Annotated in this window: 17 protein-coding genes; 10 read left to right on the forward strand and 7 right to left on the reverse strand. The window is 58.5% G+C overall.

Annotated elements, in window-relative coordinates; all coding sequences use genetic code 11:
- Positions 1 to 194 precede the first annotated feature (194 nt).
- From DUPY_RS15835 to DUPY_RS15875, 10 genes are all read left to right on the forward strand, one after another.
- Entirely contained in the window at positions 195 to 503 is a 309-nt protein-coding gene (locus DUPY_RS15835; protein WP_070249368.1) for a DUF8220 family protein, read from the forward strand.
- A gap of 72 nt (positions 504 to 575) precedes the next feature.
- Positions 576 to 932 carry a hypothetical protein gene (locus tag DUPY_RS15840; RefSeq protein ID WP_070249369.1) on the forward strand — a complete coding sequence of 119 codons (357 nt, stop codon included), beginning with the start codon at positions 576 to 578 and terminating at the stop codon, positions 930 to 932.
- A 475-nt stretch (positions 933 to 1407) separates the two neighbouring features.
- On the forward strand, positions 1408 to 1668 hold the full coding sequence (locus DUPY_RS27935) for a hypothetical protein (protein WP_141749560.1): 261 nt from the start codon (positions 1408 to 1410) through the stop codon (positions 1666 to 1668).
- A 403-nt stretch (positions 1669 to 2071) separates the two neighbouring features.
- A complete protein-coding gene (locus DUPY_RS27940) occupies positions 2072 to 2563 on the forward strand; it encodes a hypothetical protein (protein WP_141749561.1) in 492 nt (163 codons plus the stop codon).
- Between the two features lie 52 nt (positions 2564 to 2615).
- Entirely contained in the window at positions 2616 to 2924 is a 309-nt protein-coding gene (locus DUPY_RS15855) for a DUF8220 family protein (protein WP_070249372.1), read from the forward strand.
- A 69-nt stretch (positions 2925 to 2993) separates the two neighbouring features.
- Entirely contained in the window at positions 2994 to 3506 is a 513-nt protein-coding gene (locus DUPY_RS27945) for a hypothetical protein (protein ID WP_141749562.1), read from the forward strand.
- A 740-nt stretch (positions 3507 to 4246) separates the two neighbouring features.
- Entirely contained in the window at positions 4247 to 5098 is an 852-nt protein-coding gene (locus DUPY_RS15860) for an AraC family transcriptional regulator (protein WP_070249431.1), read from the forward strand.
- 261 nt (positions 5099 to 5359) lie between these two features.
- Positions 5360 to 7669, forward strand: a complete 2310-nt coding sequence (locus tag DUPY_RS15865; protein WP_070249373.1) for a TonB-dependent siderophore receptor — start codon at positions 5360 to 5362, stop codon at positions 7667 to 7669.
- An 80-nt stretch (positions 7670 to 7749) separates the two neighbouring features.
- The gene (locus tag DUPY_RS15870; protein WP_229255390.1) at positions 7750 to 8163 is read left to right on the forward strand and encodes a hypothetical protein; all 414 of its coding nucleotides are present in this window, start codon (positions 7750 to 7752) and stop codon (positions 8161 to 8163) included.
- On the forward strand, positions 8150 to 8554 hold the full coding sequence (locus tag DUPY_RS15875) for a hypothetical protein (RefSeq protein ID WP_070249374.1): 405 nt from the start codon (positions 8150 to 8152) through the stop codon (positions 8552 to 8554). The genes DUPY_RS15870 and DUPY_RS15875 overlap by 14 nt, the downstream gene beginning before the upstream one ends.
- A 79-nt stretch (positions 8555 to 8633) precedes the next feature.
- On the opposite strand, the gene DUPY_RS15880 is transcribed toward DUPY_RS15875, so the two are convergent.
- The 7 genes from DUPY_RS15880 to ubiG all read right to left on the reverse strand — a co-directional run bounded on the left by DUPY_RS15880 (position 8634) and on the right by ubiG (position 14740).
- A complete protein-coding gene (locus DUPY_RS15880) occupies positions 8634 to 9134 on the reverse strand; it encodes a PEP-CTERM sorting domain-containing protein (protein ID WP_070249375.1) in 501 nt (166 codons plus the stop codon).
- 134 nt (positions 9135 to 9268) lie between these two features.
- On the reverse strand, positions 9269 to 9742 hold the full coding sequence (locus tag DUPY_RS15885; protein ID WP_070249376.1) for a carboxymuconolactone decarboxylase family protein: 474 nt from the start codon (positions 9740 to 9742) through the stop codon (positions 9269 to 9271).
- An 87-nt stretch (positions 9743 to 9829) separates the two neighbouring features.
- Positions 9830 to 10732, reverse strand: a complete 903-nt coding sequence (locus DUPY_RS15890) for an RNA polymerase sigma-70 factor (protein ID WP_070249377.1) — start codon at positions 10730 to 10732, stop codon at positions 9830 to 9832.
- Positions 10733 to 10962: 230 nt separating this feature from the next.
- Positions 10963 to 12081, reverse strand: coding sequence for a hypothetical protein (locus tag DUPY_RS15895; protein ID WP_070249378.1), 1119 nt, complete (start codon positions 12079 to 12081; stop codon positions 10963 to 10965).
- 80 nt (positions 12082 to 12161) lie between these two features.
- Positions 12162 to 13211 carry a hypothetical protein gene (locus DUPY_RS15900; RefSeq protein WP_229255391.1) on the reverse strand — a complete coding sequence of 350 codons (1050 nt, stop codon included), beginning with the start codon at positions 13209 to 13211 and terminating at the stop codon, positions 12162 to 12164.
- Positions 13212 to 13355: 144 nt separating this feature from the next.
- Positions 13356 to 14036 carry an HAD family hydrolase gene (locus DUPY_RS15905; RefSeq protein ID WP_070249379.1) on the reverse strand — a complete coding sequence of 227 codons (681 nt, stop codon included), beginning with the start codon at positions 14034 to 14036 and terminating at the stop codon, positions 13356 to 13358.
- 5 nt (positions 14037 to 14041) lie between these two features.
- Positions 14042 to 14740 carry a bifunctional 2-polyprenyl-6-hydroxyphenol methylase/3-demethylubiquinol 3-O-methyltransferase UbiG gene (gene ubiG, locus DUPY_RS15910; protein ID WP_070249380.1) on the reverse strand — a complete coding sequence of 233 codons (699 nt, stop codon included), beginning with the start codon at positions 14738 to 14740 and terminating at the stop codon, positions 14042 to 14044.
- Positions 14741 to 14900: the final 160 nt, after the last annotated feature.

Here is a 14900-nt window from a genome sequence, read left to right on the forward strand (position 1 = left end):
TCGCACATAGGGTGATAAAGCGAACTTCCGCTTTGGGGCGGCTCCGGCCCAGGGTAACAATTTGTGAGCTTTGCAGGAGGGCAAGCTGCTATCCTGAACGCCATGGGCCGGTACCGGCCACAAGCAGCCGTTCGCCCTACGGCTACAACCGGCCAAAAGCAGCCGGTCAAAGATAGCGATGAGTTAAGACGAAAATGAAAAATATTCAGATTTTTGATGGTGCGGACAATTCGGTTTACGACATCTTCGCTGCAACCGATGAAGAGTTCGCTCTCATTTTCTCCCCGGGTACGGACGTGGCGTTTATAGATGAAATATACGAGCAGCAGTCTGCTGAGGTTCTGGACGCTATCTTCACAGCCATATGGCAACGTCGAGTACCCAAGAGTCAAGTGGCGGGAATTCAGGGAATTCTCTTTTACGAAAACGAGCACAAGAAAGTCTATTACCCTACTCGTCGCGATGAGGAAGCCGTCAATCCGGATGGCTCCAAGTTGCGATGAGATGATGCTCAATGTACGGCACAAACCGGCCAAGAGCTGCCGCTTATCTATCTGCCTTTGACTTTGGAAAATATGGAATTTCAGGAATTAGTTCAAGAGGCGGCAAAAAGAATGCTCACACTCGATGATATCGCTCTTTATTGCGCAGCATCAAAGCTGCCGATGGGTGAACGACTAGATGGGTGTGCTCTTGAGCTAGCTAGGCAGTATGCTGCTGGCCGTGTAGACTTTGAGGCCGGTGATAACCTGGTAAACGTATTATTCGGATTCGCTTCACAACATGTGGAGATTCCGGACTTACTATTCGCGGTATTTTTGGCTTTCGATGCAGGTGAGTTCTACCCCGATGAGATACGCTCGCCATCACCGGAAGAACGCTTCACTCGGCCCCAAATTAACGCGGCTCTGGCGGAGTACGACAGAGCATAAATTGAGCGGCTCATTCCGGCCAGGAGCAGTCGTTACCGAGGAGACCAAATGCTTAGCGATGTAGAGTGTCGTGGGCTTGCCCAGCAGTATTTGCTTCAGTTAGCACAACAATGGGGGGAGAAGCTAGTCTTGCTGCCTTCTTCATTGGAGACATCAGCGACTTTCGCTTTTTTCTATAACTCGGCGGATTTCGTAGCCACTGGTAACTACATATATGCGTTAGGTGGAAATGCCCCACTTATGGTGAGCAAGTTGACTGGGGAGATTAAAGAAGCAGGGACTGCTCTTCCTACCGAGCACTATGTTCGTGAGTTTGAGAACATGCGTGGAAGGTCGGCTTAAGGGAAACAACGGCGTGTCGGGGCAGACCATGATTTATCGCAACGACAGCATGCTATGCTGGCGCGACCGGCCGAGAACGGCCAGGAGCAGACGTTGAAATTAACAATTGGTTGCCTAGAGCATCGGAGTTAAATTGGAAAAATTCGAACCTCAGTCACCAAGGCGACGATACTTCGAGCGGATCAGAAAATGGGTAGTGCTTATATCGAGTTCGCTGAGTGCATCCTTTTTTTGGGGGACGGTTCTTGCCGCAATTGCTAAATGGAAATTTGAAATAAGGCGCGAGGATGCGCTGCTTTTTATTGCATTACCGACAATCGCAATCTTTCTATTTTATTTTTACTTCAATAGGCATAAGCTTGCGCGTGCTTTTGGCTTCGACAGTGATATTTAGCCAAATACCCGTAATGGGGTGGTAAGCGTCAACAATGGCAACAAGCGACCAAAAGCTTCCGCTTTCGGCCAAAAGCTGCCGTTAAAATTTGAGAGAGCATCTTGAAGAAAATCGAGCTACTCAAGCTCCTTTCCAAGTATGAGGACCAAGATGAGATTTTGGTCGAGAGCGCGGATGGCGGCTTCGATAGTCCTACCATCTACATCTCAGCAGTCCGAGCTAGACTGGGAAGAGACTATGCTACTGGTTCAAGCTCGGAGTATGTAAACGATACTACCGGGCCCGGCTCGGGCGCAGTCATACTGGGCACTCCAGTCGGCTTCATCAGACTACGGTAGCAGAGGCGAGGGCCGCGTTCGGCCAAGAGCAGACGTCTTTATTAATTGAACTGAGTTACTTACCGATGAATTCAGATGCGTACAGATTCACGATTGACCGCCAGCTCGATGCAGGAGAGTTCGACCGTTTGCGGACCGAGAACCTGCCGAGTTTACTCGCGCTGAATGCTCGATATACCCCTCACGTTGACGTAGCCAACGCTTTTCCAGTTACTCCAATCTATGTGGATTTTCTGAGAACTCGGTGGCGTCAGGACAAAGAATTTGGCCGCGCGACAGATGACGTGGCGATATCGGGCTTAGGTTTTGCGTTCGGACTGCTTCTCGGTGCGTGCACTCAATTGAAATGGTGCATCGCAAGCGATGCAGACGGAACATTTTTGACTATGGCACGGGCAGAAACTGCTGACTACCACTTGGTTTCCGTGCCGCCTTTCAGCTACGTGGAAAAGCGCCAGCAGGTCGAAAATGCAGAGGTGTTCCGCCACTTTTTTGAACAGATGTCGGCGGACCTTATTGGCTTCGTGCGTCCAAAAAACTGGCTGCTTGAGGACTAGCCGTTAACGGCCAAAAGCAGCCGGTCAAAGATAGCGATGAGTTAAGACGAAAATGAAAAATATTCAGATTTTTGATGGTGCGGACAATTCGGTTTACGATATCTTCGCTGCAACCGATGAAGAGTTCGCTCTCATTTTCTCCGCAGGTACGGACGTGGCATTTATAGATGAAGTATACGAGCAGCAGTCTGCTGAGGTTCTGGACGCTATCTTCACAGCCATATGGCAACGTCGAGTACCCAAGAGTCAAGCGGTGGGAATTCACGGAATTATCTTCTACGAAAACGAGCACAAGAAAGTCTATTACCCTACTCGTCGCGATGAAGAAGCCGTCAATCCGGATGGCTCCAAGCTGCGATGAGATGATGCTCAATGAACGGCGCAGACCGGCCAGGAGCGGACGCTAGCTCACTTTTCCAGACAGGGGCGTATGTTTTCGACTTTAACGCTGCGCAGCTACTTTGTAATTACACTTGCGCTTTTACTTGCACTTCCACCGCTTTTGCTGATTGCTGGAAAAGCTGGTACGCCCGAGGACTTGCTCGCTGCCAGGGAAGCGGTTGTTCGTTATCAGCTGACAAGTAGTGAGTTTGCACTTGCAGATGGTGTCGATACCTTCTGTGTTGAATTTATTGATACTGCCGCAGAAACCAGATCGGACCCGCCGCAGGAATTGATCCAACGTCTTAACGATGGGCGTCATAAAGTACGAAAGGGGTCCGACTGTGATTACAACGGAGGGTACGGTGTTGTTGTGAAGGGTTCGAATAGCCCTGGGTTAGCGCTGTGGGTAGAAGGCGTGACTTGGAAAACCGATACAAGTATGGTTATTACAGGCAGATATATTCGTGGCGCGGAAAATGGATCGGGCCACGTATACCAGCTAGAAAAGCGCGGCGGCAAATGGCTAGTCATCGAAGAAAGGTTGACATGGGTTTCATAAGATCACTGCCTTTTGTTGGGGATGTCCGCTTTGGGGCGGAAGCGGCCGGTCGCAACAGAAATTCAGCACCTTAAAAAAATAAAGCCAGAGTCCAGTATTAATTCTGTGTGCAAATCGCCGGTGGACTCTGAATGCTAAACCGTGGTGTGCATGCAATGCTAAACGGTGGCGTTTTGAATGCTAACAATCACTTCCGCATCGCCGGGGTACTTTTCAGGGTAACTTGAAAAATACGCACCCGGAAAATTGGCTTAACTTATTGATTCTAAAGGAATCTGTAAGATGAGTTCAATTGACGCCGTCTCCACCAAAAAACACTTTAATTCAAGGAGTTATGAAAATTAGGTGGTCAGTGAATGGGGTTTTCTGGGCAGTTAGGGCATCGGAATGACAACATAATGACATCATCGTTTTCAGGTACTTGAAGACTCGGTAAAAGAAAAGGCCCGCCAACAAGCGGGCCTTTTCTTTTGGAGAGCAACTCCGCTCGCGCTCGACCGATGACTTGCGGCCCAACTGCCGGCTGCCATACCGTCGCGCAATCATCCCCCTCCTTATCGCCGATCTGCCTAGCCGCTCGAGTAGCAACATGCCGCTACCGGCAACTCCGCCGTTCGATCGACAGTGCTCCCTAACCACTACCTCCTGCCTGGTACATGGCTGGACGGCATCAAGAAATTTGGTCATAATATTTTTCAAACAGGCCAATGCCTTATCTTTCATCCGAGGTTCTGCACATCATGTCGAGCATTGCTGTCACCGATCTCTCTGTATCTGGGCACATCGACAGCGTCTCGCGCCCCGTTGTGGCCTTGAGCGCAACATCGGTAGCAAAGGACTGGGAACATGCGAGGCATCGGCACCGCAAGGCGCAACTGATTTACTCCGCGCGCGGCATCCTCACCTGCGAAATCGAAGACGGCGTCTGGATCGTGCCGCCGCAGTGCGCGATATGGATACCTGGAGAGGTGGTCCACTCGTCACGCGGGGCGGGTGAAACGGAATGCTATTGCCTGTTTGTCGAGCCTGACGCCGCACCGGACCTTCCCAAAAACTGTTGCACTATTTCGGTATCGCCATTGCTGCGCGAGTTGCTGCTGAAGGCGGCCGGTGTTCCCGAGTTATACACGCTGGGAGGGCGGGAGGAGCGGCTGCTTGCGACTTTGCTCGATGAATTGGTGGCGGCGCCGGTGGAAGACCTGCATCTGCCCATGCCGCGCGACCCCCGATTGCGCCGCCTCGCAGAAATGATGCTGGCCGACCCAACGGACAAAACCTCGAAGGCCGATTGGGCGACCCGCATCGGCATGAGCGAGCGAAGCATGAGCCGTCTGCTGTTGCACGAAATCGGCATGAGCTTCGGGCGCTGGCGTCGGCAACTGCATGTGATTCTTGCGCTTCAACGTTTGACCAAGGGTGACAGCGTCCAAACGGTGGCGTTGGAACTGGGGTATGAAAACGCCAGTGGGTTCGTCACCATGTTCCGCAAGGCGGTGGGCAAGCCCCCGGCACGCTACCTCTCGGATCGCACGAGCGGCGCGGAGCTTGCTCCCGTGCCCGGCATCCTGCTCCCCGACGGCATCTCAATCTGACTGTGGCAGGCGGTCTTGCCCCGAGACCGCCGACAGCGGTCTCCCGCCCTCTGTCCTATCAGGCACGCCGGTCTGGCGCAGCCGGTCCACGTTGGCAACCGGCCGCGTTGTAACATCAGGCCAAAGCATTACTCAATACGGCCAGATTGCTTGAACTGAGCGCGGTTGGCCTGAATGAATAACAATCTGTCCTGATTTCACTATTTCCTCAGCTTCTCCGCATCGTTAAATAAGACATCTAAATGAAAATGAGTCTTATTTATGTCTATCATCACGGCTGCTGGGAAGTTCCGTTGGTCAATCGATGCGCGCGCAGAGGCCGCCTTCCATCCTCATCTGGACGGGGCGTCCAAGGGCGCCACCTGGAGCCCGCCCCGCACCGTGCTGGGCTCGGCAGTTGCGGCAGCGGTTCTCCTTGCCGGGCAGGGCGCATTCGCCGCCGAGTCAGCGCAGATACAAACCAGGGCAGCGGAGACATCTCAAGAGGAGGTCGCCTTGCCTGCCATCACGGTAATGGGCCGTATGGAGCCGGCGACCACCGAAGGTACCGGCTCCTACACCACGGGCCAGACGGCGGCGGCGACGCACCTGCCGCTGTCGCTGCGGGAAACACCACAGTCGGTGACGGTGATCACGCACCAGCGCATGGACGACCAGCAACTGAATTTCGTGCAGGGCGTGTTGGAGAACACCACGGGCGTCTCGTCGTACCAATCCGACAGCGACCGGACGAGTTTCTATTCGCGCGGTTTCTTGATCAACAACGTACAGTACGACGGCATACCCACCGAGGTCGGCAACATCATCAATGGAAGCGGCATCGGTTCTATCGATACGGCGTTCTACGATCGTGTCGAGGTCGTGCGCGGCGGGTCCGGATTGCTCACCGGCACCGGCAATCCCTCGGCCGCCATCAACCTGGTGCGCAAACGGCCTACCCGTGAATTCTCGGCAGCCGTCTCGCTTGGCGAGGGGAGCTGGGACACCTACCGGGGCATGGGCGACATCTCGACGCCGTTGAGCGAGGACGGCAGCATCCGCGCACGCATGGTGGGAACGTACCAGGACGGACACTCGTACATCGACGGCTACAAGCCGAAGAGGAAGGCGTTCTACGGCATCGTCGAGGGGGATCTGACACCGGACACGACGGTGAGCCTGGGCTATGATTACCAGGACATCACGCCGAAGGGGTCCACCTGGGGCGGTATGCCTTTATGGTTCAGCGACGGCACGCAGGCGCAGTATGCCCGCTCCGCGAACTACGCGCAGGACTGGAGCCATTGGGACAACACCCTCAAGACGGCATTTGCCGGGATCGAGCACCGCTTCGACAACGGCTGGAACCTGCGGGGCATCGCCAACCAGTACCGCACGCAATACGGTGCCGAACTGCTAGGCCTGATCGGCCGCCCCGATCGCACCACGGGATTGGGCACTTTTCCCAACGGGGCCTATCCGGTAGCACTGGCGTTCGACGGTCGCAGCCGTCAAAACAGCGTCGACGTGATGGCGAGCGGCCCGATCGAACTGCTGGGGCGCCGACACGACCTGGTGGTGGGGGCGACGAGTTCGCGCCGCACGGCCAGCCAGGATGCCGCGCCGTTCTCTCTTGGCTTTACCCCGGTCAATGTCTATGACCTGAGCCCGGCCTATCCCCGCCCCGACTTCGATGCCATGGCTTGGGTACCGACCCGCACCCGAATCAAGCAGAGCGGTGTATACAGCGCAGCCCGGTTTTCGCTGGCCGCCCCTCTGAAACTCATCGTCGGCGGCCGCTTCAGCAATGTCGAAATCGACGACGCCGCCGGCGGCACGTCTTTGCACTACAAGAAGAACGGGAAATTCACACCGTATGCCGGGTTGGTCTACGACATCGACAAGACCTCTTCGGCCTACGCCAGCTACACGGGCATCTTCAATCCGCAAACCGACTATCGGGACAGCAAGGGCAACGTGCTCACGCCGTCAAACGGAAAAACCGGAGAAATCGGCGTCAAAGGCGCGTACCTGGACGGGCGCCTGAATGCCTCGGTGGCCTGGTTCAGGACCCAACTGGACAACGCGGCACAGATGGTTGCCGGAACCTTTACGCCAGCCGGCGCCCAGGCCTATCAAGGCGCCGATGGGACGAAGTCGCGCGGGATCGAACTGGACTTGCAGGGCGAGCTGGCGCGTGACTGGAACATCTACGCCGGTATTGCCCACTTCACCGCGCAAGACGGCGCTGGGGTCCGCTTGAATTCGCAGCTACCGCGCACCACGGCCCAGCTTTTCACCACCTGGCGGTTGCTCGGCGGGTGGAGCAAGTTGTCGCTCGGTGGCGGCGTCAAATGGCAAAGCCGCTTTTACCAGGCGCCCAACACTGGCACCAGTTCCTTGGGTGGGGAACAAAATTCCTATGCGCTGGGATCACTGATGGCGCAATACGCGTTCACGCAGAAGACCAGCCTGGCCGTCAACCTCAACAATTTGTTCGACAAGAAGTACGCGCTCCAGAAGGGCGATTTCGACACCGTCACTTATGGCGCACCACGCAACGTGATGGTGACGCTGAACTACCGGTATTGATTTGCCCCCAACATCTATTGATTATCGAGAAAGTTCCTATGCCCCTTCAGTCCCCCATCAGCCCCGCCCAAGACCTGGCCATGCCCAACGCAAACAAGGTCGCCTTGTTCTGGTTGACGACAACGGCCGGCGCCGTGCTGTTTGTAACCTTTCAATTGTTCTTCTATGTAAACGACTTTGTGAGGGCGCATGGCGCGACACCGGCGATTACGTTCGAGCCCGACATATTGTGGATGTTTTCCGCGTTCTACGGTTGCTGGATCGTCACCGTGCTGCTGGCACTGATAGGAACCCGTAGTGCTCAGTGGGGTGTGCTAATCCTCGGCAGTTTGATGGTTGTTCTCAATACCCTCGGGGGGATCGCCGACGGCTTGCGCGACGGCTGGCACATTGCCTTCTCGGCAGTATTCTTCATCACGTTACCCGGCGTGTTCTCCATTGCGGCCACCTGGCGCCGCATCAAAAGCAAAGGCAACAACCATGTCCATCAATAGTTCCAACTTCCCCTTGGTCTGGATGAATTTTACCCAAGAACCAGGACATGATCACCAAAAGGACTTCGACGAGTTCGAGGCCAATTTGCAGCGGGGAGAGCCCTTCGTGCTCCTGACCGATACCGTACCTGCTGAAGACCACGAGCACTCGCCGGAAGAAAAGAAACGCAGCGCGCTCTGGATGAAAAAGCACAAGGTTCAATTGCGAAAGCTGGTTCTGGCAGCGATCATGATTGAACCCAACGCGGCAAAACGTCTTGGTTTCAAGGCGTTTGCGATAGTTTTTGCCAAGTTCTGGGGCTACCCTCTACTGCTTGCGGCTACACGCGAGCAGGCAATGGAGATGGCCGGAGAACTGCTCGCCAAGGATGGCATGTCATCGCACGGATAGCTCACTGCCGATGTTTTTGGACGAAAAAAAGCCGCGCTCCAAAGAGCGCGGCTTCAAATACCACCCTCCGATTAAACCATCAACCCCGACGCCGACGGCGCAACACCATCCCCATCAACCCCAGCCCCGCCAGCATGGCCGCGTACGTCTGCGGCTCTGGCACCGCGCTCAGGTTGGTGACGTTGAGCGTGTAAGCGCCCGTGCCTTCGTATTCGGTCAGGGCGAACGTGCCCAGCTTGAACACGGGGCTGTCTTCCGACCCGGAATACAGTTGCGGACCGTCGGTGACCAGCAACGGGTTACCCAGGTAGAAGTCTTCGATCACCAGTCCTCCGCCCGATGCCGCCGAGAAGAAGGTGATATCGGCAATCGAGAAGAACGCGTCAGGGAATCCTTCCACGTCATACACCAGGAAACCCACGCCGTCTTGCGACACGTCCGGCGTCACATTCGAGTCGAGGGTCCACTGGGCACTGTAGTCCCCCGTGACAGTGAATTGATACAGCGCTGCGTTTGCCGCCCCGGTCCACAGCAGTGCTGCGGAAATGGCGACCTGGCTCAGGAGACGTTTCACATTCATCGGACTACCTCTCATTGAAAGACTATGGTGGAAGTACTTGGCGTGCCGCAAATGATGCACTGCGGTATTGTAATATTAGCATTGTCTTTAAAATAAGTATAAATAGTTTTATAGATATGTTGTCATTACGCCCGTCAAAATCCCGGCGCCGGTACTTCGGGAATCTGGTTATGCAAGCTGGCGTTGATCACGTTCCAACCGCGTATCACGGCGATGCCATAGCTCAGTTCGATGATCTGGTTGTCGTCGAAGTGGGCTTTAAGCTGTGCGAAGTCGTCATCGCCTGGCTGCTGGTGGGGCAGGGCGTTGGCGGCTTCGGCCCAGTTGAGGGCGGCGCGTTCGCTGGCGCTGAAGAATGATGGCGGGGCTTCGCGCCAGCCGCCAATCGCATTCACGTGGCGCGGGTCCATGCCTTGTTTGATCAGGTCGCGCCAGTGCATGTCGATGCACACGCCGCAGCCGTTGATTTGCGAGATGCGCAGGTTGACCAGTTCCACCAGGCGGATGCCCAGCGAACTTTTCTTGACGCTGGTGGATAGCGCGATCATCGCCTGCAGGCTGGCGGGGGCGGCGTGGTAAAAATCGTTGATGCGGGCGGCTTGGGTCATGATGTTCCCTTTCGAAGCAGTGGAGGGCGCACCATTGCGCGCCTCATGCTCCTTAGACGCGGCAGCCACCGCGCTTGTGACAGCCTTCTAAAAAATGGCGTGGGGCACGCTGGCAAGCTTGTCGGGGTTGCGCACCACCAGCACCGCCGCGATCTTGCCGTCCTCGATCACGAACGATTGCGCCGATTCCAGCTGGCCTGCCACGTAGCGCAGCAAGCCCGGCTCGCCATTCACGCGCGCCTGGCGGTAGTCCACCCGCAGCGGGTGCTGGTGCTCGACCGACCAGAACACGCCCGCCACCCGGCCGGCGCCGTGCAGGATGCGCATGAAGGAACGAATCTTGCCGCCGCCGTCGGACACCAGTTGCACGTCGTCGGCCATCATGGCTTTCATGGCGTCGCGGTCGCCGGCCTTGGCAGCCGCCATGAAGCGGCCGAGCAGGGCATGATGAGTGTGTTTCGGAACGTCAAAGCGCGGCTGTTGCTGGCGCACGCGGTCCTGGGCGCGGTGCACCATCTGCCGGCACGCCGCTTCGGTCTTGCCCAGCATGGCGGCGATGTCGGCGTAGTCGTGGTCGAACACCTGGCGCATCAGGAAGGCGGCGCGCTCTTCGGGCGACAGGCGCTCGAGCACCCACAGAAAGGCCATCGAGACGTCGCTGGCCATCTCGGCGCTGGTCTCGGGCGTGCGTTCATCGAGCTCGACAATGGGTTCGGGCAGCCACCAGCCGATGTAGGTGGCGCGCTCGGCCTGGCGACCGCGCAGGTAGTCGATCGCCAGCCGGGTGGTGGTGGTGACCAGCCAGGCTTCGGGTGACTGGATGGCGGCTTGGTCGCTGCCGTGCCAGCGCAGCCAGGCGTCCTGCACCACGTCTTCGGCATCGGCGCGTATGCCCAGCATGCGGTAGGCGATGGCGAACAGGCGCGGGCGCAGGGTGTTGAAGGTGTTGGCGTCGGTCATGGTTGTCGCGAACGAGTGGGCTTGGATCATAGACGGCTAACCGCCGCGGTTTGTGACAGCATCCGCGAAAATATCTTTGGTCAATATCAAGCCACCGCTCCCCTGAATTCCAGGCCTGTGGAACTTATCCAGCCAACCACAGTCCAACCCTTTCCGCCGCTGCGAGCCTGAAATCCACTCAGGCTTATACACGGGGTTGCCGGGAGGCTGCACGACGGGCTGCCGGCGCCCCGGTATGCATGTTTGCGCCGGCGGGTTCGTCAGGCGCGTGCCTTGCCGGGCACGGCTTGCGGCACCGGGGTGGTCATCACCGCGCCATCATTGAAAGTGCAATCGAAGATATGCGCGCGCGAGGCGGGCGCGGCCACCGAATACAAATCGTTGTACGGGTTGTCGTCGGCGATGCGCAAATCGATGCGTACGCTCTCGAGGTGGTTGCTGGCCTCGATCTCGCGCAGCCGTTCGCGCCGCACGTCCACCTCGCGGCTGGTGCGTCCCTGCATGATCGGTCCCTCGAAATACCGGATCAGCGCGCATTCGATGGCGTCCACCCGGTCCTTGAGCAGCATGTCGGCCGCCACCGCGTTCTGGTTTACCGGCTGGTCGCCCGGGTCGCCGTCGTCGCACAGCACTTCCACCTGCATGCGCTGCACCAGCAGCAGCAGGTCGTTGTCTTCGCTGTTGTTGTGGTGGATGCGTTGCACGGCCGACAGCCGCGCGCGCACCAGGCGCCCGGCCGGATCCTTGGTTTGTCCCACGTACTGCACCTTGCTGGGAATTTTCAGGCTATGGTCGTAACGCTGCAGCACTTCGTGAATCGAGAAGGCCTCCACCAGGCCGCCCCAGTTGAGCGTAATGAAGCGGTCGGTCATGCTCACGACCGGCTTCTTGAGGGTGGCGGCAAACGGCACTTCCAGGTCCATTTGCACGGTGGCGCGCTTGCCTTCGCTGCCGACCAGGATCGGCACGGTGAGCTTGAGCGAGAAAAACGCCCAGCTCACGGTGCGCGTTGGATCGAAGCGCACGATGGGGCGGTTGATGACGAAATAGATCAGCCGCTTTTCCATGGTCGCCTCGAGATCGAACTGCATACGGCGCAGCTGGCGGCCAACCGGGTCGCGAATGTCGGGCCGTTCGGGAAAACCGGCAAACAGGTCGTACCAGTGGTACTTGGCGTCGGAGACGGTCACGCGCCAGGTTTGCGGCGCGCTGCTGCGCTGGGGCAGCAGCGGCAGCAGGTCGTCGAAAGCCTCGGGTGCCGTCAGCAGATCGTTGAACGGTTCGGGTGCATCCTCCGGCGGCGTTACCAGGCCCAGTTCTTCCAGCGAAGGCTCTTGATCGTCCTCGCCGGCGACCTGGTCGGGTAAATCGCTCGTCATGTGGATGCTCCAGTCTGTCAGCTCAATTGGCCAGTATAGACCTTACCGTGACTTATTTCTATCCAGCAATCTCCAAAATGTCACACTTGGCGCTTCACTTTTGCGCCGCCGGCAGGCGCCGGTGGCGTCATGCGCGACACCACCACGTCGTCGTCGGCGACAAAGCAACTGAGCAGGTGGCGCGGCGCCGCAGCTGCCAGCGCCGAGCCGATGGTGTCATACGCGCCCATTTCCGGCCACTCCAGGTCGAGCGTGAATTGCACCAGGTTGTTGGCTTGCTGCACAGCGGTGACCCGCTCGCGCCGCGCCTGGCGTTCGGCCGGCCTGCGCGTCTCGGCGGCGGTGCCTTCGAAATGACGGATCAGCGCCGCTTCCAGCAAGTCCATGCGCTCGCCTTGCAGTACGGCGGCGGCGCGCGGATGGGCGTTGTGGGGCAGTTCGGCCGGGTCGCCGCTGGCGCAGTTGACCTTGACGTCGAACTGCTGCACCAGCAGCAGGGTGTCGAAGTCTTCCTTGTGTTTGGCGTGCAGCTTTTGCAGCGCCGGCAGTTGCGCGCGCGCCAGTTGCGCTTCCGGATCATGGGTCTGACCCACGTACACCACCTCGCACGGCACCTTGTCCGGCGCGTGCGCTTGCAGGATATCGTGGACCGAGTAGGCCTCCACCAGTCCGCCCCAGTTGAGCGTGACGAAATTGGCGGTCAGTTTGACGGTCGGCTTTTTCAGCGTGGCGGCAAACGGCACGGTGAGCTCGAAGGTGATGCTGTCGCGCTTTTTTGCCTGGCCCACCAGCAGCGGCAAGGTCAGCTTGAGCGAAAAGAAACCCCACTGGATGGCCGCTGCAGGATCGAAGCGCACCTGCGGCCGAGTGAGGGCGAAGAACAGGTGGTGGCGCGATGCCATCGCTTCGAGCTCGAACTGCATGCGGCGCTGGTAGCGGCCGATCGGGTCGTGAATGTCGAGACGCTCGGGGAAGCCGGCGATCAGGTCATACCAGTGCAGCCTGGCGTCCGCCACGCTGGCGTACCAGCTTTGCGGGGCGGTATGGCGCTCGGGCAGGTATGCCGTGTAATCGGCGATTTGCTCCGCTTGAGGCCGCAGGGTTGGGGCAGCCAGCTCGGTAAGAGTCATGATGTTGGAATGTAGGTTAAAAGGTCTCGCTGCTTTCTAGTTATTAGATTACCAATCAGTAATTCTACGCAGCAAGACGCAGGCTACCCCTGCTTTCCATGCAAATCAACAGTTTTTCGACACTGCTGAAAAAATACGCAACTTCTACAACGATTCCTGCATCAACGCCAGCAGCGCGAGCGGGTCGTTCAGCACCCGGTCGGCCTGCCAGTCCAGCGGCTTGTGCGGGCCGCAATAGCCCCAGCCGGCGGCAATGGTGGGCATGCCGGCGGCCTTGCCGGCCTGGATGTCGCGCAGGTCGTCGCCCACGTACCAGCAGTCGCGCGGGTCGAGGCCCAGGCGCGCGGCCGCCTCGAACAGCGGCGCCGGGTGCGGCTTGGCGTGCGCCGTGGTGTCGCCGGAGATCGAGCAGGCCGCGTGATCGAGGCCGATCAGCGGCAGCAGCGGGTCGGTAAAACGCTTGGGCTTGTTGGTGACCACGCCCCATTGCACGCCGGCCGCTTCGATACCGGCCAGCAGTTCCGGCACGCCGTCGAACAGCGTGCTGCGGTCGGCGATGTTGGCTGCATAGTTGTCGAAGAAGCCGTCGCGCAACGCCAGGTAGCCGTCGTCCTCGGGCGTCAGGCCAAAGGCCACGCCGATCATGCCGCGCGCGCCGGCCGAGGCGGTAGGGCGCAGCAACTGGTAATCGGACGGCGCCAGGCCGCGCGTGGTGCGCAGCAGGTTGACGGCGGCGGCCAGGTCGGGCGCAGTGTCGGCCAGTGTGCCGTCGAGGTCGAACAGGATGGCGCGCGGCGCAGCCAGGGCAGCTAGGGCAGTGGTCATTGAGGTCAGTCGAGTGGGCGGGTGGTGGCGATCATGTAATTGACGCTGGTGTCGTCATTGAGCGAATAGATCTTGGTGAGCGGGTTATAGGTCAGCCCTTTCATGGCGCGCGTTTCGAGCCCGGCGCTGCGGACGTACTGCGCCAGTTCCGACGGCGTGATGAACTTGGCGTAGTCGTGGGTACCCTTGGGCAGCAAGCGCAGCACGTACTCGGCGCCGATGATGGCGAACAGGTAGGACTTCGGATTGCGGTTGATGGTGGAAAAGAACACGTGGCCCCCCGGTTTGACCAGGGTGGCGGCGGCGCGCACGATGGCACCCGGATCGGGTACGTGTTCGAGCATTTCCATGCAGGTGACCACGTCGTACTGGCCCGGCTCCTGCGCGGCCATGTCTTCGGCGGCGATCAGCTTGTAGCGCACCTGCACGCCCGACTCCAGGCTGTGCAGGTCGGCCACCTTCAGCGCTTTTTCGCTGAGGTCGATGCCGGTGACGTCGGCGCCCTTGCGCGCCATCGATTCGCTGAGAATGCCGCCGCCGCAACCGATGTCGATCACCTTCTTGCCGGCCAGCGGCACGCGGGCGTTGATCCACTCCAGACGCAGCGGGTTCAGTTCGTGCAGCGGGCGGAATTCGGAGGTGGGGTCCCACCAGCGGTGAGCCAGGTCGGAAAATTTTTGCAGTTCTAAGGGATCGGCGTTCATGGTGCGGCTTTCATGAAAAGGGTTGCCGCTATTCTAGCCGACAACCCCGCAATCCGACGCGGTCGGACCCTGTACAGGGTCCGACCCCAGGTTTTGCCGTGCGGGCGAAAAAAAACCCTGCCGAAGCAGGGTTTTTTTACCGGGGTACTACGCTCAGCGA

Origin of the sequence: Duganella phyllosphaerae, assembly GCF_001758785.1 — a bacterium.
GTDB classification, from domain to species: domain Bacteria; phylum Pseudomonadota; class Gammaproteobacteria; order Burkholderiales; family Burkholderiaceae_D; genus Rugamonas; species Rugamonas phyllosphaerae.

Excerpts from the sequence above, each read along its gene's own strand:
- DUPY_RS15870 (WP_229255390.1), top strand. The coding sequence starts at position 7,750 with ATGCCCAACGCAAACAAGGTCGCCTTGTTCTGGTTGACGACAACGGCC.
- DUPY_RS15890 (WP_070249377.1), bottom strand. The coding sequence starts at position 10,732 with ATGATCCAAGCCCACTCGTTCGCGACAACCATGACCGACGCCAACACC.
- DUPY_RS27945 (WP_141749562.1), top strand. The coding sequence starts at position 2,994 with ATGTTTTCGACTTTAACGCTGCGCAGCTACTTTGTAATTACACTTGCG.
- DUPY_RS15865 (WP_070249373.1), top strand. The coding sequence starts at position 5,360 with ATGTCTATCATCACGGCTGCTGGGAAGTTCCGTTGGTCAATCGATGCG.
- DUPY_RS15860 (WP_070249431.1), top strand. The coding sequence starts at position 4,247 with ATGTCGAGCATTGCTGTCACCGATCTCTCTGTATCTGGGCACATCGAC.
- DUPY_RS15880 (WP_070249375.1), bottom strand. The coding sequence starts at position 9,134 with ATGAATGTGAAACGTCTCCTGAGCCAGGTCGCCATTTCCGCAGCACTG.
- DUPY_RS15840 (WP_070249369.1), top strand. The coding sequence starts at position 576 with ATGGAATTTCAGGAATTAGTTCAAGAGGCGGCAAAAAGAATGCTCACA.
- ubiG (WP_070249380.1), bottom strand. The coding sequence starts at position 14,740 with ATGAACGCCGATCCCTTAGAACTGCAAAAATTTTCCGACCTGGCTCAC.
- DUPY_RS15900 (WP_229255391.1), bottom strand. The coding sequence starts at position 13,211 with ATGACTCTTACCGAGCTGGCTGCCCCAACCCTGCGGCCTCAAGCGGAG.
- DUPY_RS15855 (WP_070249372.1), top strand. The coding sequence starts at position 2,616 with ATGAAAAATATTCAGATTTTTGATGGTGCGGACAATTCGGTTTACGAT.
- DUPY_RS27940 (WP_141749561.1), top strand. The coding sequence starts at position 2,072 with ATGAATTCAGATGCGTACAGATTCACGATTGACCGCCAGCTCGATGCA.
- DUPY_RS15835 (WP_070249368.1), top strand. The coding sequence starts at position 195 with ATGAAAAATATTCAGATTTTTGATGGTGCGGACAATTCGGTTTACGAC.
- DUPY_RS15905 (WP_070249379.1), bottom strand. The coding sequence starts at position 14,036 with ATGACCACTGCCCTAGCTGCCCTGGCTGCGCCGCGCGCCATCCTGTTC.
- DUPY_RS15885 (WP_070249376.1), bottom strand. The coding sequence starts at position 9,742 with ATGACCCAAGCCGCCCGCATCAACGATTTTTACCACGCCGCCCCCGCC.
- DUPY_RS15895 (WP_070249378.1), bottom strand. The coding sequence starts at position 12,081 with ATGACGAGCGATTTACCCGACCAGGTCGCCGGCGAGGACGATCAAGAG.
- DUPY_RS15875 (WP_070249374.1), top strand. The coding sequence starts at position 8,150 with ATGTCCATCAATAGTTCCAACTTCCCCTTGGTCTGGATGAATTTTACC.